The sequence below is a fragment of the Streptomyces sp. ISL-100 genome (assembly GCF_018614615.1).
Classification (GTDB): domain Bacteria; phylum Actinomycetota; class Actinomycetes; order Streptomycetales; family Streptomycetaceae; genus Streptomyces.
Window position 1 is genome coordinate 120,913 of the sequence record NZ_JAGGOK010000003.1, and the last position, 17,200, is coordinate 138,112.

The following is a 17,200-nucleotide window of genomic DNA, read 5'->3' on the forward strand; positions in this document are numbered from 1 at the left end:
CGGGCGATCAGCTGACCGACTATGCCTGCCTGCGGACCTCCACCACCCGGAAGCGGTTGGCGACGAACGCCGCGTCGCACAGGGCGGAGTTGGCCGCCGGGTTGCCGCCCGAGCCGTGGAAGTCGGAGAACGCCGCGGTCTGGTTGACGTACACCCCGCCCGTCAGGTTCAGCGAAAGCTGCGCGGACTCCTCCAGGCAGACGTCCTCGATGGCGGCCTCTGTGATCTGCGAGGTCGTGTACGCGCCGACCGTCATCGCGCCCTTCTCGCGGATCGTGCGGCGCAGCAGTTCCAGGCCGTCCTCCGTGGAGTCGACGGCGACGGCGAAGGAGACCGGGCCGAAGCACTCGGACATGTACGCCGCTTCCGCGTCCGGCTTGGCGCCGTCGAGCTTGACCATGACCGGCGTACGGACCACCGCATCCGGGAAGTCCGGGTTGGTGATCTCCCGTGAGGGGAGCGCCACTTCGCCCAGTCCCGCGGCCGCTTCGAGGCGGGCCTTGACGTCGGGGTTGACCAGTGCGCCCAGCAGCGCGTTCGCGCGGGCGTCGTCGCCGAGCAGTCCGGCGACCGAGGCCGCGAGGTCGGAGACGACCTCGTCGTAGGACTTGGCACCGGCGTCCGTCATGATCCCGTCCCTGGGGATCAGGAGGTTCTGCGGAGTGGTGCACATCTGGCCGCTGTAGAGGGACAGCGAGAACGCCAGGTTGGACAGCATTCCCTTGTAGTCGTCGGTGGAGTCGATCACCACCGTGTTGACGCCGGCCTTCTCGGTGTAGACCTGCGCCTGGCGGGCGTTGGTCTCCAGCCAGTCACCGAACGAGGTGGACCCCGTGTAGTCGATGATCCGGATCTCCGGGCGGGTCGCGAGCGTCTTGGCGATGCCCTCGCCGGGGCGCTCGGCCGCCAGTGCCACCAGGTTCGGGTCGAAGCCGGCCTCGGTGAGGACCTCGCGGGCGACCTTGACCGTCAGGGCCAGCGGCAGGACCGCGCGGGGGTGCGGCTTGACCAGGACCGGGTTGCCGGTGGCCAGGGAGGCGAAGAGGCCCGGGTAGCCGTTCCACGTCGGGAAGGTGTTGCAGCCGATGAGCAGCGCGATGCCGCGCGGGACGGCGGTGAAGGACTTGCTCAGGTTGAGCGGGTCGCGCTTGCCCTGCGGCTTGGACCAGTCGGCCGCCTCGGGGGTACGGACCTGCTCGCCGTACGCGTAGGCCACGGCCTCCAGGCCGCGGTCCTGGGCGTGCGGGCCGCCGGCCTGGAACGCCATCATGAAGGCCTGGCCGCTGGTGTGCATGACCGCATGCGCGAATTCGTGCGTACGGGCGCTGATGCGCGACAGGATTTCGAGGCAGACCAGGGCGCGGGTCTCCGGTCCGGCGTCCCGCCAGGCGCCCATGCCCGCTCGCATCGCCGGCAGGAGTACGTCGAGGTCGGCGTGCGGGTACTCGACGCCCAGCTCCGGGCCGTACGGCGACACCTCGGCGCCCGTCCAGCCGTCGGTGCCGGGCTGGTCGAGTTCGAAGCGGGTGCCGTGCAGGGCCTGGAAGGCCGCGAGGCCTTCGGCGGCGCTCAGGCTGCCGTTCTCGCCGTACGCCTTGGGGTGCTCGGGGTGCGGGGACCAGTACGCCCGCGTGCGGATCACCTCGAGCGCCTGGGCGAGCGTGGCCCGGTGCTTCTGGGACAGCTGGGAAGTGGTGAGTTCGGCGGCCACGGCGGACCAACTCCTCGTCGAGCTGGGCAGGGACAGGCGGACACGGATACAGTAACCGAACGATCGGTCGGGACAAGAGGGCCCGGTAAAACCTGTGGATAACTCATACGGGAGGATCGGGTCATGACAGCTATCGATCGAGCCCGCAGCGTCGCCGTCGTAGGCACCGGCACCATGGGTCAGGGCATCGCCCAGGTCGCTCTTCTCGCCGGCCACCCGGTGCGTCTTTACGACGCCGTCCCGGGGCGCGCCCAGGAGGCCGCGGAGGCCGTCGGCGCGCGCCTGGACCGGCTCGTCGAGAAGGGCCGGCTCGAACGGACGGAAGCGGACAGTGCCCGCGCCCGGCTGCACGCGGCAAGCGATCTCTCCGAGCTCGCCGACGCCTCACTCGTCGTCGAGGCGATTGTCGAGAAGCTTTCGGTCAAGCAGGAGCTGTTCACCGCCCTCGAAGCGATCGTTTCCGAGGACTGCCTGCTTGCCACCAACACGTCCTCCCTCTCCGTCACGGCCATCGCGGGTCCCCTGAAGAACCCCGGCCGCTTTGTGGGGCTGCATTTCTTCAATCCCGCGCCCCTGCTGCCCCTGGTCGAGGTCGTCAGCGGCTTCGCGACCGACGAAGCGTGCGCCACGCGCGCGTGGGCGACTGCGGCCGCCTGGGGCAAGACCCCGGTGCGCTGCGCGGACACCCCCGGTTTCATCGTGAACCGCATCGCCCGCCCCTTCTATGCCGAGGCTTTCGCGGTGTACGAGGAGCGGGGCGCGGACCCGGCCACCATCGACGCCGTACTGCGCGAGTCGGGCGGCTTCAGGATGGGCCCCTTCGAGCTGACCGACCTGATCGGACAGGACGTCAACGAAGCGGTCAGCCGGTCCGTCTGGGAGTCGTTCTTCCAGAGCCCCAAGTTCGTTCCCTCGCTCGCCCAGCGCCGCCTCGTCGAGTCGGGCCGGCTCGGCCGCAAGTCGGGCCACGGATGGTTTCCGTACGGAGGCGACGGTGCGGCGAAGCCCGCTCCCCGCACCGCCGGTCCCGAGGACGCCCCCGAAGCCGTCACCGTCGTGGGGGACCTCGGCCACGCCGACGTGCTCGTCGCGATGATGGAGGAGGCGGGCATCGCCGTGGAGCGGGCGGAGGCGGGCGGCCCGTACATCGAGCTGCCGGGCGAAGGCCAGCTCGTACCGGCCGACGGCCGGACCTCCGTGGAGTACGCGGACGTCGTCTATTTCGACCTTGCCCTCGACTACCGGGGCGCGACCCGTATCGCGCTCTCCGCCTCCGAGGACACGTCCGCGCGGGCGCTCGCCGAAGCCACCGGGCTCTTCCAGAAGCTCGGCAAGGACGTCAGTGTCATCGGCGACGTCCCCGGCATGATCGTCGCCCGTACGGTCGCCATGCTCATCGACCTGGCCGCCGACGCCGTCGCGCGGGGCGTCGCCTCGCCGCAGGACATCGACACAGCGATGCGCCTGGGCGTGAACTACCCCCTCGGGCCGGTCGAATGGAGCAGCGCGCTCGGCCAGGACTGGGCGTACGACCTGCTGGAGAACCTGCACGAGTGCTGCCCGACGGGGCGCTACGCCCCGTCCTTGGCGCTTTACCGGCAGGCGTTCGCCGCCAAGGAAGAGGGCGCCTCATGACCACAGCCAAGCGCGACACGTACACCCCCGAGACCCTTCTGACGGTGGCTGTCCGGGTCTTCAACGAGCGTGGCTACGACGGCACGTCCATGGAGCACCTGTCCAAGGCCGCCGGCATCTCGAAGTCCTCGATCTACCACCACGTGGCGGGCAAGGAGGAGCTGCTGCGCCGCGCCGTCAGCCGGGCCCTCGACGGGCTCTTCGGGATCCTCGACGAGCCGGGCGCGGTGCGCGGGCGGGCGATCGAGCGGGTGGAGTACGTCACCCGGCGCACCGTGGAGGTGCTGATGGCCGAGCTGCCGTACGTCACGCTGCTCCTTCGCGTACGCGGCAATACGAAGGCCGAGCGCTGGGCGCTGGAGCGGCGCCGCGAGTTCGACCAGCGGGTGGCCGATCTGATGAAGGCGGCGGCCGCCGACGGTGATCTGCGCACCGACGTGGACATACGTATGGCGACGCGACTGCTCTTCGGAATGATCAACTCGCTGGTGGAGTGGTACCGGCCCCAGGCGGCCGAGGGCCATGGCGGCGTGGACGGGGAGCAGCTCGCCGAGACCGTGGTGCGGCTGGCGTTCGACGGGCTGCGGACCACCCACTGAGGTTGCTCACAGCTCCGGGGGTGACGGGGGTGACTGCAGCGGCTGGGGCGGCTGTGGGGAGGCCGACGAGTCGAGATCCGTCTCCTCGAAGACCAGCAGGGTGCGCGTGCTGAGCACTTCCGGTATCGACTGGATCTTCGTCAGTACGAGCTCGCGCAGCGCCCTGTTGTCCGCCGTGTGCACGAGCAGCAGTACGTCGAAATCGCCGCTGACCAGCGCGATGTGCGCGGCGCCCGGCAGTTCCTGAAGCCGTTCGCGGACCGTGCGCCAGGAGTTCTGCACGATCTTGAGCGTGATGTACGCCGATGCTCCCTGCCCCGCGCGTTCGTGGTCCACGCGTGCGCTGAAGCCGCGGATGACGCCGTCGTCGATGAGGCGGTTGATGCGTGCGTAGGCGTTGGCGCGCGAGACGTGCACGCGCTCGGCCACGGACCGTATCGACGCGCGGCCGTCCCTCTGGAGCATTCGGAGGATGTCACGGTCGATGGCGTCCAGCGGGCGTGCGGGAGGGCCTGCTCCCGCGTCGGCCATTTGTTCAGCTGCCATGTCCCCCCGCCTCCCTCTCATGGACGACCTGCCTCTATCCCAGGCTGTGGAGAACCGTTTGTCCACAGGCTGGAGGCGCCTGTAGCCAAATTGCGTCCACGACCGAACAATCGGTAGGTGAGGCACACCACATTGCTGTGCCCTCTCACCGCTCCCACGAGGAGGTGCACGCGATGAAGAAAAGCACGATGACGGTCCAGCCCGCCCAGCCGGTCCAGGACCTGCCCGGTGCTGCCGCCTACAGGCCCACCCCTCCCCCGGCCTGGAGGCCCCGCACGGACCCCGCACCGCTGCTGCCCGACAGCGAGCCGTACCGCGTGCTCGGCACCGACGCCGCGGACCGGCTCGACGCCGGGCTGATGCGGCGGCTGTACGCGGAGCTGGTACGCGGCCGCAGGTACAACGCGCAGGCGACCGCCCTCACCAAGCAGGGCCGCCTCGCCGTCTACCCCTCCAGCACCGGGCAGGAGGCCTGCGAGGTCGCGGCCGCGCTCGTCCTGGAGGACCGGGACTGGCTCTTCCCGAGCTACCGGGACACGCTGGCCGCCGTGGCGCGCGGGCTGGACCCCGTACAGGCGCTGACGCTGCTGCGGGGCGACTGGCACACCGGTTACGACCCGCGTGAGCACCGCATTGCGCCGCTGTGCACCCCGCTCGCGACCCAGCTGCCGCACGCGGTGGGCCTGGCGCACGCCGCGCGCCTCAAGGGCGACGACGTGGTCGCGCTCGCCATGGTCGGCGACGGCGGCACCAGCGAGGGCGACTTCCACGAGGCGCTGAACTTCGCCGCCGTCTGGCAGGCACCGGTCGTCTTCCTCGTGCAGAACAACGGCTTCGCGATCTCCGTGCCGCTCGCCAAGCAGACCGCGGCCCCGTCCCTGGCCCACAAGGCCGTCGGGTACGGAATGCCGGGCCGGCTCGTCGACGGCAACGACGCTGCCGCCGTGCACGAGGTGCTGGCCGAAGCGGTGGAGCGGGCCCGGCGGGGTGGCGGTCCGACACTGGTCGAGGCCGTCACGTACCGCATCGAGGCCCACACGAACGCCGACGATGCGACCCGTTACCGGGGCGAGGCGGAGGTCGAGGCGTGGCGCGCCCATGACCCTGTCCAGTTGCTCGAGCGGGAGCTCACGGAGCGCGGAATGCTTGACGAGGACGCGATAAGCGACGCACGTGAGGCCGCCGAGAGGATGGCCGCGGAACTGCGGGAGCGGATGAACGCGGACGCGGTGCTCGACCCCATGGATCTCTTCGCGCACGTTTACGCGGAGAAGACCGCGCAACTGCGGGAGCAGGAAGCCCTGTTGCGGGCCGAGCTCGATGCGGAGGACGAGCGATGACGGCGGCAGCGGCGACCGCCGTCAACGCGAAGCCCGCCAAGCCCGCGACGATGGCGCAGGCCCTCGGGCGTGCGCTGCGCGACGCGATGGCCGAGGACCCGAGTGTCCATGTGATGGGCGAGGACGTCGGCGCGCTCGGCGGGGTTTTCCGGGTCACCGACGGGCTCGTGAAGGAGTTCGGCGAGGACCGGGTCACGGACACGCCGCTCGCCGAGGCGGGGATCCTGGGAACGGCCGTGGGCATGGCGATGTACGGGCTGCGGCCCGTCGTCGAGATGCAGTTCGACGCGTTCGCGTATCCGGCGTTCGAGCAGCTCATCAGCCATGTGGCGCGGATGCGTAACCGCACGCGCGGCGCGATGCCGATGCCGATGGTGATCCGCGTGCCGTACGGCGGCGGGATCGGCGGGGTCGAGCACCACAGCGACTCGTCCGAGGCGTACTACATGGCGACTCCGGGGCTCCATGTCGTGACGCCGGCGACGGTCGAGGACGCGTACGGCCTGATGCGGGCGGCGATCGCGTCGGACGATCCGGTGGTCTTCCTGGAGCCCAAGCGGCTCTACTGGTCGAAGGCGGCCTGGTCGCCGGAGGCGCCCACCGCCGTCGAGCCGATCGGGCGCGCGGTCGTACGCCGCTCCGGGCGCAGCGCGACGCTGATCACGTACGGGCCGTCCCTGCCGGTGTGTATGGAGGCGGCGGAGGCGGCCGAGGCGGAGGGCTGGGACCTGGAGGTTGTGGACCTGCGCTCGCTCGTGCCGTTCGACGACGAGACGGTGGCGGCTTCGGTACGGCGTACCGGCCGGGCGGTCGTCGTCCACGAGTCCACCGGCTTCGGCGGTCCCGGCGGGGAGATCGCCGCCCGGGTGACGGAGCGGTGCTTCCATCATCTGGAGGCGCCGGTGCTGCGGGTCGCCGGGTTCGACATTCCGTATCCGCCGCCGATGCTGGAGCGGCACCATCTGCCGGGAGTGGACCGGGTCCTCGACGCGGTCGCGCGGCTCCAGTGGGAGGCGGGCATCTGATGCCTCAGGTTCTGGAGTTCAAGCTGCCGGACCTCGGTGAGGGGCTGACCGAGGCGGAGATCGTGCGCTGGCTGGTGGAGGTCGGCGACGTGGTCGCTGTCGACCAGCCGGTCGTCGAGGTCGAGACGGCCAAGGCGATGGTGGAGGTGCCGTGCCCGTACGGGGGCGTGGTGACCGCCCGCTTCGGCGAGGAGGGGACCGAACTGCCGGTCGGGTCACCGCTGCTGACGGTCGCGGTCGGGGCGGCGGCAGCGCCTCAGGCTGCTCCTGCTGACGCGGAGTCCTCAGGGAATGTGCTGGTGGGGTACGGCACGGGGGCCGCGGTGGCGCGGCGCAGGCGTATCCGTCCGGACGCGGCTGCCGGGGTTGCCGGTGCTGCCGGGTCTGTGGCGGTGGCTGAGGCAGCTGCTTCGGTGGCGGTCGAGAGTGACGGGCCCGGGCCGGTGATTTCGCCGCTGGTGCGGCGGCTGGCGCGCGAGAACGGTCTGGATCTGCGGGTGCTGAAGGGCTCTGGGCCCGACGGTCTGATCCTGCGGTCCGACGTGGAGGGTGCGATTCGTGGGGCGGCGGCGGTGCCGGCGCCGGTGCCTGCGGCCGCTTCCGCCGCTGTGGGCGAACGCGTCCCGTTGCGCGGGATGCGCGGCGCCGTCGCGGACAAGCTGTCGCGCAGCCGCAACGAGATTCCGGACGCCACCTGCTGGGTGGACGCGGACGCGACCGAGCTCATGGCGGCTCGTACGTCGATGAATCAGGCGGGCGGGCCACCGGTCTCTGTCATCGCGCTCCTCGCCCGGATCTGTACGGCCGCGCTGGCCCGCTTCCCGGAACTCAACTCGACCGTGGACATGGCCTCCCGCGAGATCGTGCGGCTGCCCGGTGTGAACCTCGGGTTCGCGGCGCAGACGGAGCGGGGGCTGGTCGTTCCCGTCGTACGGGACGCGCATGCCCGCAACGTGGATGAACTGAGCGCGGAGTTCGCCCGGTTGACGGAGTCGGCCAGGAAGGGGTCGCTGACGCCGGCGGAGCTGACCGGTGGCACGTTCACGCTGAACAACTACGGGGTGTTTGGGGTCGACGGGTCCACGCCGATCATCAACCACCCGGAGGCGGCGATGCTCGGGGTCGGCCGGATCGTGCCGAAGCCTTGGGTGCATGAGGGTGAGCTGGCGGTGCGCAAGGTTGTGCAGTTGTCGCTGACGTTCGACCACCGGGTGTGTGACGGGGGGACTGCGGGCGGGTTCCTGCGGTACGTGGCGGACTGCGTGGAGCGGCCGACGGTGCTGCTGCGGACTCTTTAGGGCCGCTGCGCGGGGCTTTCCCCAGGCCCCGACGCCCTTCGGCGTGTCCTCAATCGCCGGAGGGGCTCCTACGGAGCCCCTCCGGCGATGAAAGAAGAAAGCCGCCCCGCATACTCATGGCATGACCGCGACCGCGTACGACGCCATCGTGTTGGCCGGAGGGGCCGCCAAGCGGCTCGGTGGGGTGGACAAGCCCGGCGTGCGCGTGGGCGGGCGGACACTGCTCGACCGGGTGCTGGGCGTCTGCCGCGGGGCCGGAACCACCGTCGTCGTCGGCGGGCGGCGGGCCACCGTACGCGCCGTCGAGTGGGCGCGTGAGGAACCGGCCAGGGGCGGGCCGCTGGCCGCGCTCGACGCCGGGGTGCGGCGTACTTCCGCACATACCTTGCTCGTACTCTCCGCCGATCTGCCCTTCATCCACAACGGGACGGTTCAGAGGCTCCTCGATGCCCTGGACAGCGGCGGACGCGAGGCGGCGCTGCTCGTGGACGCGGGCGGGCGCGACCAGCCGCTCGTCGCCGCCTACCGCGCCGAACCACTGCGCCGCGAACTGGCCCTCCTCGCCGCCGAGCACGGCAGCCTCTCCGGATTGCCGCTCCGGCTGCTGACGCACGAACTCGCGCTGTCGCGCGTCGCCGCCGGGCCGCTCGACTCCTTCGACTGCGACACCTGGGAAGACATTGCCGCAGCCCGGTCCAGGATCAGGGAGCATGGACACGTGCTGGATGAATGGATGACCGCAGTCAAGGACGAACTCGGCATCGAGCTGGATGTCGACATCAACGTCCTGCTCGACCTCGCCCGCGACGCCGCCCACGGTGTCGCCAGGCCCGCCGCCCCGCTCACCACCTTCCTGGTCGGTTACGCGGCGGCGAAGGCCGGCGGGGACGGGCCGCAGGCCGTTGCCGAAGCGGCTCGCAAAGCAGCGGCTCTGGCCGCCCGTTGGGCGGAAGAGGAAGAGCCCAAGGGTGAGGCCGCGGGACACGGCACGGAAGACGGCGCGGGGTGAGCCAGGAGGACCGCGATGTGGACGAGGCGCTCGCTCTCGTCAGCCGGGCGGCGCGGGCGCAGACATCACCGGATCCGGGTGCGGGGTCGGAGTCCGAAACGGAGCCGCAGTCGGAGCAGGCGGGACAGGAGACCGGTCCCGCCGCCCTGCCCGCGTCCCCGGCGCGCCACCGCGCCACGCCGTGGAGCGAGGCCCGCGCCGTGGCCGCCCGGGCGGGCGGGGCCGGCGCGTCCCGTGCGCGGCGGGTGTCGCTGGGGCAGGCCCTCGGGCAGGTCCTCGCCGAGCCTCTGGACGCCCTCACCGACCTGCCCTCCTTCGATACGTCGGCCATGGACGGCTGGGCCGTCGCTGGTCCGGGGCCGTGGTGGAGCGTCGAAGAGGGCGGCCAGGTCCTTGCCGGGCATGCAGCGCCCGCAGCGCTCGCCGACGGTGCCGCCGTACGCATCGCCACCGGCGCCCGTATCCCGCCCGACGCCACCGCCGTGATCCGCAGCGAACACGCCCGGCTGGACGAGTCCAAGGGGCGGCTGTACGCGCGCCGTGAGGTCGTCCAGGGGCAGGACATCCGGCCGCGCGGCCAGGAGTGCCGTACCGGCGACCGGTTGCTGCCCGTCGGCGCCCTGGTGACCCCCGCCGTCCTCGGGCTGGCCGCTGCCGCCGGTTATGACGGGCTGTCCGTCGTGCCCCGGCCGCGCGTCGAAGTGTTCGTACTGGGTGACGAGTTGCTGAGCGAGGGGCTGCCGCACGACGGGATGGTGCGCGACGCCCTAGGCCCCCTCCTCGACCCGTGGCTGCGCGCCCTCGGCGCCGACGTGATCGGCACCCGGCATCTCGGTGATGACGCCGACGCGCTCCACGGGGCCGTCACCGACTCCGAGGCCGACCTCGTCATCACCACGGGCGGTACGGCGGCCGGTCCCGTCGACCACGTCCACCCCATCCTGCGCAAGGCGGGCGCCGAGCTGCTGGTGGACGGTGTCGCGGTCCGGCCGGGGCACCCGATGCTGCTGGCGCGTCTCAGCGGGGGCGCTGAGGGCCGGTACCTCGTCGGCCTGCCCGGTAATCCGCTGGCCGCAGTGTCCGGGCTGCTCACCCTCGCCGAGCCGCTGCTGCGCGCCCGGGCCCAGCGGCCACCGCTCGCGCCGTACCTCTCGCCCGTACGGGACGAGGTGAACGGTCATCCGCACGACACCCGGCTCGTCCCCGTCGTCCACCGTGCGGAGCAGGCCGTGCCGCTGCACTACAACGGTCCGGCAATGCTCCGCGGAATCGCCGCCGCCGACGGCCTGGCCGTCGTCCCGCCCGGGGGCGCACGAGCCGGCCAGGAACTCGAAATCCTCGATCTGCCCTGGACCACAGAAGGACGTTTCACGTGAAACTTCCCGGCCAAGATGCGATGGCCAGGCACGCCGACGAGCACCTCGTTACCGCTCGGATCAGGCTGCCGCGCCGTATCGTCGACCGCCCGCTGCGGCAGGTCGGCAAGCGGCTGCTGATGGCGATGTCGGTCCTGGCACTGACGGTGTTCATCGTCTACGTCGACCGCGCCGGCTACCACGACAACGCCGACGAGAGCCTCGACTTCCTCGACGCCGTCTACTACTCCACCGTGACCCTCTCCACGACGGGTTACGGCGACATCGTGCCGCACAGCGACAGCGCCAGGCTCACCAATGTGCTGCTCGTGACGCCGCTGCGCGTGCTCTTTCTGATCATCCTGGTCGGCACCACTCTCGAAGTCCTCACCGAGAGGACGCGGGAGGAGTGGCGGCTGAACCGCTGGAGGACCCAGTTGCGCGACCACACCGTCATCGTCGGGTTCGGCACCAAGGGCCGTTCCGCGGTCCAGACTCTGGCGGCCACGGGGCTCAGGAAAGAGCAGATCGTGGTCGTCGACCCGAGCGCGAAGGTCATCGAAGCGGCGAACGCCGACGGGTTCACGGGCGTCCTGGGCGACGCGACCCGCAGCGACGTACTGCTGCGCGCCGAGGTCCAGAGGGCCCGCCAGATCGTCATCTCGACCCAGCGTGACGACACGGCGGTCCTGGTCACCCTCACCGCGCGCCAGCTCAACCGGGGGGCGAAGATCGTTGCCGCGGTCCGCGAGGAAGAGAACGCGCCACTGCTGCGTCAGTCGGGCGCCGACGCCGTCATCACCAGCGCGAGCGCGGCCGGCCGCCTGCTGGGTCTGTCCGTACTCAGCCCCAGCGCGGGCACGGTGATGGAGGACCTGATCCAGCAGGGCAGCGGCCTCGATCTCATCGAGCGGCCGGTAATAAAGGCCGAGGTGGGACGGAACGTGCGGGAGACCGAGGACCTGGTGGTCAGCGTCCTGCGCGGGCACCGGCTGCTCGGTTACGACGATCCGCTGGCCAGTCCGCTCCAGCTGACGGACCGGGTGATCACCATCGTGCGTGCCTCGCCCGGTGTCACGAGTGCGGGGGACATGCGGCTGACGTCGCCGGAGTAGCCGCGAAGGCGGGGTGGCCGTGAAGCAGGAGTGGCCGCGAGGTGAGGCTGAAGGTAACCGGGTAGCCGGAGTGGTTCGTACCGGTGCGGAGTAGCCTCGCGGCCATGTATGCGATCACGATCCCTGAACCCGGTGGCCCCGAGGCGCTCGTATGGGCGGAGGTCCCCGATCCCGTACCCGGCGAGGGCGAGGTCCTCGTCGAGGTCGCCGCGAGCGCCGTCAACCGCGCCGACCTGCTGCAACGCCAGGGCTTCTACGACCCGCCGGCCGGGTCGTCGGCGTATCCCGGTCTCGAATGCTCAGGCCGGATCGCCGCCCTGGGGCCCGGTGTCTCGGGCTGGTCGGTCGGCGACGAGGTGTGCGCGCTGCTGACCGGCGGCGGGTACGCCGAGAAGGTCGTCGTACCGGCGGGGCAGCTGCTGCCCGTGCCCGGCGGCGTGGACCTGGTCACGGCGGCTTCCCTGCCCGAGTCGACCTCGACGGTCTGGTCGAACGTCTTCATGATCGCCCACCTGCGGCCGGGCGAGACGCTGCTGCTGCACGGCGGCGCGAGCGGCATCGGCACGATGGCGATCCAGCTCGCCAAGGCGGTCGGGGCACGCGTCGCGGTCACCGCGGGCAGTCCGCAGAAGCTGGCGCGCTGCGCGGAGCTGGGCGCCGACATCCTCATCGACTACAACGAGCAGGACTTCGTACAGGAGCTCCGCAAGGCCACCGACGGGACCGGCGCCGACGTCATCCTCGACATCATCGGCGCGAAGTACCTGGACCGGAATGTGAAGGCGCTCGCCGTCAACGGCCGCCTCGCGATCATCGGCATGCAGGGCGGTGTGAAGGGCGAGCTCAACCTGAGTGCGCTGATGCGCAAGCGCGCCGCGATCACGGCGACGACGCTGCGGGCGCGCCCGCTCGGCGAGAAGGCGGCGATCGTCGCGGCCGTACGGGAGCATGTGTGGCCGCTGATCAGCACCGGCCGCGTACGCCCGGTCGTGGACCGGGTTGTGCCGATGGCGCAGGCGGCGGAGGCCCACCGGGCCCTGGACGCGGGCGATCATGTCGGCAAGATCCTGCTGACGACGACTGCCTGAGCAGACACGTGCGAGAGGCCCGTACCGCCGTCGTGGCGGTGCGGGCCTCTCGGCGCTCGTAAAGCTCGTAAAGCTCGTAAAGCTCGTAAAGCTCGTAAATTCGTAGAACTCGTCAGGCTCGTAAAAGGGCCGGCGGCTAGAGGTACGGGCCCGAGCGCACCGGGCCGTGGCCGTCGTCCTGGCCGTCGTCCTCGTGGCCCGCGCCCGGCGGAAGCGCCCGCCGCATCTGCTCCAACTGCGCCCGCGCCGCCATCTGCTGGGCGAAAAGCGCCGTCTGGATGCCGTGGAAGAGGCCTTCGAGCCACCCGACCAACTGGGCCTGCGCGATGCGCAGTTCCGCCTCGGAGGGGATCGCCTCGTCCGTGAACGGCAGGGAGAGCCGCTCCAACTCCTCGACGAGCTCGGGCGCGAGGCCGTCTTCGAGCTCCTTCACCGAGCTGGCGTGAATGTCCTTCAGCCGTACCCGGCTCGCCTCGTCAAGAGGAGCCGCCCGTACTTCCTCCAGGAGTTGCTTGATCATGCTGCCGATGCGCATGACCTTTGCGGGCTGTTCGACCATCTCCGTCACTGGCACCTCGCGCGACTCGTCGTCCGCGCCGCCGAGAGCCATTCCGTCCTGTCCTACGACCAGGACATGGGGGCTCTCCTGCGACCGTTCACTCCTCGGCATCTCCATGCAGCCATTCTCTCGTACACCTGCGTCACAACACGGTGTGCCCCCGCACAGAGGTGATCCACCCTGTACGGGGGCACGGGAAACAACCGCCGTGTCTCAGCCCGCCGCGCGCCGCGCCACCGCGGTACGGGACCTGGTGACCAGTGCGGCCAGGAGGGCCGCGCCCACGGGTACGGCGACGAGCAGTGCCGCGAGGGTCTCCCAGGGGATGACGATCGGGATGTACGGCGGGTCGCTCAGGCCGCCCATGCCGGAATCCAGCGCCTCCTGGTACCACTTCATTTCCTGGCGTTCCTCGGTCAGCCGCAGCCCGATCGCGGGCAGTACGCCCGCCGCCGAGCCGAGCACCACGCCCATCGCGGCGACCACCCCGCACTGGAATCCGCTCAGCGTCCTGCGTACCCGCGGGGGTGCGCCGACCGCTGCGAGGGTCTTCAGGTCGGGTTCGGCGTCAGTCTGGGCGAGGCCCGTGGCGATGCCTGCCGCGCCGATGGTGACGAGTCCGGCGAATACGGTCAGGGCCAGCAGGACGATGCTGTTGTCGCTGGTGTAGCCCTTTTCGACGTACAGGCCGCCGTCGACTCCCAGCGCGTCGAGTGCCGCGTCGAGCTTCTGCTGCTGCGTGCTGTCGGGCAGCTTGTCGGTCGAGAAGTACGCGCCGACGGGGGCGGTGATGAGCCCGGCGGCCTTCGCGGCCTGCTCGGGCAGGATGATCTGCACTCCGTAGGCCGTGGCCGACTTGGGGGCCTGGTGGACGGGGAAGGACTTGATCTCGCCGGGGGCGTCCTTGCCCTTGGCCTGCATCAGCTCGGCCTTGTCGGTGTCGGTGATCAGCTTGATGCCGACCTGGCCCTTTTCGACGTTGCGGCTGTCGAAGGAGATGGCCTTACCGCTCTTGAGCGCGTTGACGACGCCCGGGTTGTCGATCGCGAGGACCGACAGCAGCTTCTCGTCGGCGACGAGGACGTCGTACTCGGAGTAGGAACGGGGTTCCTTGCAGCGCCAGTCCTCCGCCAGCTTGCGGCGCTCGTCCGCCGTGAACTGCTTCGAGCCCGGGACGTCCTCGAACCACAGGGCGCACCGGTTGTCCTTGGGCGTGAAGATCTCGTACCGCCCGCAGCCCTTCACTTCGCTGTACGGCGCGCAGTTGGCGTTGCCGACGGCGATCCGGCTGACATCGGCGCGTACGTCGACGGGGAAGTGCTTCTGTACGGCCGCGCGCAGGGCCGGCACATCGCGTCCGCCGCCCTCGGAGTTCAGCACGGTCACCGCGCCGTGCGGCAGTTGTGCCTGGTAAGCGGCGCGCTGCTGTACGTCGTCACTGGCGGCGTACGTCGCCACGGCGACCGTGCCCGCGACGGCGGCCAGCACGGCGGCCACGGCGGGAGCCGTACGGCCCCGGTTGCGTACGGCGTCGCGCAGGGCGAGGCGCGGCGACAGCGGCAGCCACCGGCCGGTCTTGCCGAAGAGGCCGACCAGGGCGGGGGTGAGCGCGACGATGCCCAGCTCGGCGAGGGCGCTGCCGCCCGCGACGATGACGACGCTGTCGGTGGCGGCGGCCCCGTACAGGGTGATCGTGATGCCCAGGCCGGCCGCGATCAGGCCGATGACGGGCAGGACGCGGCTGGAGCGGCGTACCCCGCGGCGGCCGGTGAGCGAGGCCAGTACGGTCTGCCGGGACGCGGTGATGGCCGGGACGACAGCGGCGAGCAGGCCGGTGAGGACGGCGACCAGGCCGATACCGAGCAGTTCCAGCGGGCGGACGTCGAAGCTGCCGAACCGCTTGCCGATGTAGTCCTCCAGCACCGGCCGCAGCGCGAAGGTGAGCAGCAGGCCGAGCGCGGTGCCGAGGACGGCCGCGGCGAAGCCGATGACCAGACCGCCGGAGAGCACGATGGCACGGATGTGGCGGCGGTCGCCGCCGTTGGCGCCGACCAGGCCGAGCTGGCGGGCGGAGCGCCGGGCGCCGACCGCGAACGCGGGTCCGGCCAGCAGACAGATCTCCAGGATGGCGAGACCGACGACGGTGCCGACGACGGCGAGCGCCGCGGCTTCGGACGCCGCGCTCTGCTCGTAGTTCGACCAGCCCTCGTGCTGGAACAGCGGAACCTCGGAGTCGGCGGGCGGGGCGAGGGCGACGGCCCGCGAAATCGCCATGACGCCTCGGGTGTTGACCTCCTTGACCATGTTCCACGTGAAACCGTCGCCGCCGACGGACCCCAGGTAGGTACTGCTGGTCTCCGTGCCGGGCAGGCCGTCGGCCTTCAGCGCCTTGTCGAGCGGCGCCAGGAACGTGCCGGGCGGTGCCAGGACCTCGTCGGACTTCAGGGCGTCGGGGAGCTCGTACGAGCCGACGATCCGGTACTCGGTGGCGAGCCCGCGGGCGGTGACGATCGAGCCCACCTTCAGGCCGCCGGTCTCCAGGAAGTGCGTGCTCGCCGCGACCTCGCCGGCCTTGTCGGGGAACCGTCCCTGGTCGAGGGTCATGATGCCCCTGGCCATGGGGTCGGTCGTGTCCAGCTCGTGGATCACGGTGTTGAGCAGGCCGTGCGCGGTCCGCAGCTTGCCGCTGCCGTTCGAGTCCTTGAGCGTCTTGGCGCCCTCGGGGATGGCGGCCCGGATGTCACCGTGGCCCGAGGGCCACTCTCCGTCCTTGTATTCCTTCACCGGTGTGTTGTTGAGGCCGTCGGGGGACTGGTGGATCGGCACGCCGCCCATGCCCGGATCGGACATCCGGGCGTCGGCGGCGCCCAGTTCGCGTTCCATCTTCTGGCCGGCGGAGAGCTCGGCGCTGCGCACGGTCAGATCGGCGGCGCTCACGCCCAGGATCGGCAGGGCGATCATGGCGAGTACGAGAGAGCTGCGGCCCTTGAAGCGCCAGGCGTCGCGGCGGGCTATGCGCACCGCGGCCACCCATGAGTGGTACCAGCGGTTCACTGTGCGGCCGCCTGCCCCGAGAGCAGGGAGTCGGCCTGGCTGCGCAGCGTCTCGTCGACGACGGAGCCGTCACGCAGGAAGACGACCCGGTCGGCCCAGGCCGCGAAGCGCGGCTCGTGGGTGACGAGGATGCCGGCGGCGCCCGCGTCGCAGCGGGCGCGCAGCAGCGCGAGTACGGATTCGCCCGTCTCGGAGTCCAGGGCGCCGGTCGGCTCGTCGGCGAGGACCAGACGGCGGTCGCCCACCAGCGCGCGGGCGATGGCCACGCGCTGCTGCTGGCCGCCGGACATCTCGTCGGGGAAGCGGTCGGCGAGCTGGCCGAGGCCCATCTCCTCCAGCGCGGCGACTGCGGAGACGCGGGCCTTGCGGGCGGATACGCCGTCCAGTTCGCGGGGCAGGGCGACGTTCTCGGCGGCGGTCAGGGCCGGTATGAGGTTGTAGTCCTGGAAGACGTAGCCGATGCTGCGGCGGCGCAGCGTGGCGAGCTCTTTGCGGCCGGCGGTCGTGATGTCCGTACCTTCGACGACGACCCGGCCGGATGTGGGGAGGTCGAGCCCGCCCGCGATGGTGAGCAGGGTGGACTTGCCGGAGCCGGACGGGCCCATGACGGCGACGAGTTCACCGGGGAAGACGGAGAGGTTGACGCCGCGCAGCGCGTGCACCTCGGTGGCGCCGCTGCCGTGGACGCGGGTCAGCTGCTCAAGCTGCAGCACGGGCTGCTCTGACTGCTGTGACTTCTGTGACTCCTGTGCCACACGGGTCTGTTGAGGCTGATGTGACTTCTGGGGCACGGATTCGGGCATGGCTTCAGGCATGAAGGAGGTCCCCCCTGGGACGCGATACGGATGTGCGGGTTACTGATGCGG

General features: G+C 71.0%; 14 protein-coding genes. 9 read left to right on the forward strand and 5 right to left on the reverse strand.

Annotation, left to right across the window (positions count from 1 at the left end; all coding sequences use genetic code 11):
- Positions 1 to 19 precede the first annotated feature (19 nt).
- Positions 20 to 1,711 (reverse strand): phenylacetic acid degradation protein PaaN, encoded by a 1,692-nt coding sequence (gene paaN / locus J7E89_RS01815; protein WP_214967373.1) that lies wholly within the window; start codon positions 1,709 to 1,711, stop codon positions 20 to 22.
- 123 nt (positions 1,712 to 1,834) lie between these two features.
- On the opposite strand from paaN, the gene J7E89_RS01820 reads away from it, so the two are divergent.
- Both J7E89_RS01820 and J7E89_RS01825 read left to right on the forward strand, forming a co-directional pair.
- Complete coding sequence (locus tag J7E89_RS01820; RefSeq protein ID WP_214967375.1) at positions 1,835 to 3,346, forward strand: 3-hydroxyacyl-CoA dehydrogenase; 1,512 nt, start codon at positions 1,835 to 1,837, stop codon at positions 3,344 to 3,346.
- The gene (locus J7E89_RS01825) at positions 3,343 to 3,945 is read left to right on the forward strand and encodes a TetR/AcrR family transcriptional regulator (protein WP_214967377.1); all 603 of its coding nucleotides are present in this window, start codon (positions 3,343 to 3,345) and stop codon (positions 3,943 to 3,945) included. Before J7E89_RS01820 ends, J7E89_RS01825 begins: the two co-directional genes overlap by 4 nt.
- 6 nt (positions 3,946 to 3,951) lie before the next feature.
- On the opposite strand, the gene J7E89_RS01830 is transcribed toward J7E89_RS01825, so the two are convergent.
- Entirely contained in the window at positions 3,952 to 4,491 is a 540-nt protein-coding gene (locus J7E89_RS01830; protein WP_214967379.1) for an Lrp/AsnC family transcriptional regulator, read from the reverse strand.
- Positions 4,492 to 4,664: 173 nt separating this feature from the next.
- Between J7E89_RS01830 and pdhA the strand changes: the two genes are divergently transcribed.
- The 7 genes from pdhA (at position 4,665) to J7E89_RS01865 (ending at position 12,721) form a co-directional block, all read left to right on the forward strand.
- Positions 4,665 to 5,831 carry a pyruvate dehydrogenase (acetyl-transferring) E1 component subunit alpha gene (gene pdhA / locus J7E89_RS01835; RefSeq protein WP_214967382.1) on the forward strand — a complete coding sequence of 389 codons (1,167 nt, stop codon included), beginning with the start codon at positions 4,665 to 4,667 and terminating at the stop codon, positions 5,829 to 5,831.
- Positions 5,828 to 6,856 carry an alpha-ketoacid dehydrogenase subunit beta gene (locus J7E89_RS01840; protein ID WP_214967384.1) on the forward strand — a complete coding sequence of 343 codons (1,029 nt, stop codon included), beginning with the start codon at positions 5,828 to 5,830 and terminating at the stop codon, positions 6,854 to 6,856. The genes pdhA and J7E89_RS01840 overlap by 4 nt, the downstream gene beginning before the upstream one ends.
- Positions 6,856 to 8,154, forward strand: coding sequence for a dihydrolipoamide acetyltransferase family protein (locus J7E89_RS01845; protein ID WP_214967386.1), 1,299 nt, complete (start codon positions 6,856 to 6,858; stop codon positions 8,152 to 8,154). Before J7E89_RS01840 ends, J7E89_RS01845 begins: the two co-directional genes overlap by 1 nt.
- Before the next feature lie 121 nt (positions 8,155 to 8,275).
- The gene (locus J7E89_RS01850; protein ID WP_214967389.1) at positions 8,276 to 9,163 is read left to right on the forward strand and encodes an NTP transferase domain-containing protein; all 888 of its coding nucleotides are present in this window, start codon (positions 8,276 to 8,278) and stop codon (positions 9,161 to 9,163) included.
- Complete coding sequence (locus tag J7E89_RS01855) at positions 9,160 to 10,539, forward strand: molybdopterin molybdotransferase MoeA (RefSeq protein WP_214967392.1); 1,380 nt, start codon at positions 9,160 to 9,162, stop codon at positions 10,537 to 10,539. The genes J7E89_RS01850 and J7E89_RS01855 overlap by 4 nt, the downstream gene beginning before the upstream one ends.
- 20 nt (positions 10,540 to 10,559) lie before the next feature.
- Positions 10,560 to 11,633, forward strand: coding sequence for a TrkA family potassium uptake protein (locus J7E89_RS01860; protein ID WP_214967563.1), 1,074 nt, complete (start codon positions 10,560 to 10,562; stop codon positions 11,631 to 11,633).
- Between the two features lie 104 nt (positions 11,634 to 11,737).
- Complete coding sequence (locus J7E89_RS01865) at positions 11,738 to 12,721, forward strand: NAD(P)H-quinone oxidoreductase (protein WP_214967394.1); 984 nt, start codon at positions 11,738 to 11,740, stop codon at positions 12,719 to 12,721.
- 136 nt (positions 12,722 to 12,857) lie between these two features.
- Here the strand turns inward: J7E89_RS01865 and J7E89_RS01870 are convergent, their stop codons facing one another.
- From J7E89_RS01870 to J7E89_RS01880, 3 genes are all read right to left on the reverse strand, one after another.
- Positions 12,858 to 13,397 carry a bacterial proteasome activator family protein gene (locus J7E89_RS01870; RefSeq protein WP_214967397.1) on the reverse strand — a complete coding sequence of 180 codons (540 nt, stop codon included), beginning with the start codon at positions 13,395 to 13,397 and terminating at the stop codon, positions 12,858 to 12,860.
- 96 nt (positions 13,398 to 13,493) lie between these two features.
- A complete protein-coding gene (locus tag J7E89_RS01875; RefSeq protein ID WP_214967400.1) occupies positions 13,494 to 16,334 on the reverse strand; it encodes an ABC transporter permease in 2,841 nt (946 codons plus the stop codon).
- The gene (locus J7E89_RS01880) at positions 16,331 to 17,047 is read right to left on the reverse strand and encodes an ABC transporter ATP-binding protein (RefSeq protein ID WP_214967403.1); all 717 of its coding nucleotides are present in this window, start codon (positions 17,045 to 17,047) and stop codon (positions 16,331 to 16,333) included. Before J7E89_RS01880 ends, J7E89_RS01875 begins: the two co-directional genes overlap by 4 nt.
- Between the last annotated feature and the right edge of the window lie 153 nt (positions 17,048 to 17,200).